General features: G+C 36.3%; 1 protein-coding gene. It reads right to left on the bottom strand.

From position 1 onward, the window contains the following. Window positions 1–389 precede the first annotated feature (389 nt). On the bottom strand, window positions 390–578 hold a 189-nt coding region (locus OZD68_RS00150; protein ID WP_275008683.1), incomplete at its 5' end, for a hypothetical protein.

Genomic DNA, 578 nt, shown 5'->3' with positions numbered 1-578 from the left:
GTTTAAAACATAAAAAACGCCAATATTTTAAAGCAGATAATAACCCCAGGGCTTCTTTTGCCTTTTTTTTTATTTGGTAAATTTCTTAAATATTTATAGCTAAACGACAATCGTCATCCCAGCGGGATCTGGAGATACCGCGGCGGTATGACGTAGGACTGCTGTCATTCTGCTACTTGTTAGCGGATGAGATACCGCGAATGAATCGCGGTATGACGGTTCGCGGTGGCATGATGTAGGACTGCTGTGACACCATTATAGAATGAACCAGTGTCAGCTACTTGCATAGAAAATGTTTATGACTAATTTTTAGATCAAACATGAAATTTCGACAAACTTAACTTTTTTGTGAGACTGTTCAGCAATAATAAATAAATTGAGAGGAAAGGTTATGGCAATAAAAAAGGAAAAGTTTTTTGAAATAATAAATGAGGTAAGCAAGAGTGAAGGTTTAAATGAGAATAATTTACTTGAAAGAATAGGAAGTGAGCTAAAAGATGCAGACTCAATAGTATAGCACTTCTCGCAATAGTCCGAATAGGATAAGATATGTGCTTATGGCTATGGTAGAGCAGTAG

Origin of the sequence: Wolbachia endosymbiont of Drosophila bicornuta (genome assembly GCF_028982105.1) — a bacterium.
In the GTDB taxonomy this organism is placed as follows: Bacteria; Pseudomonadota; Alphaproteobacteria; order Rickettsiales; family Anaplasmataceae; genus Wolbachia; species Wolbachia pipientis.
This window is presented reverse-complemented; position numbering and strand designations above follow the sequence as displayed.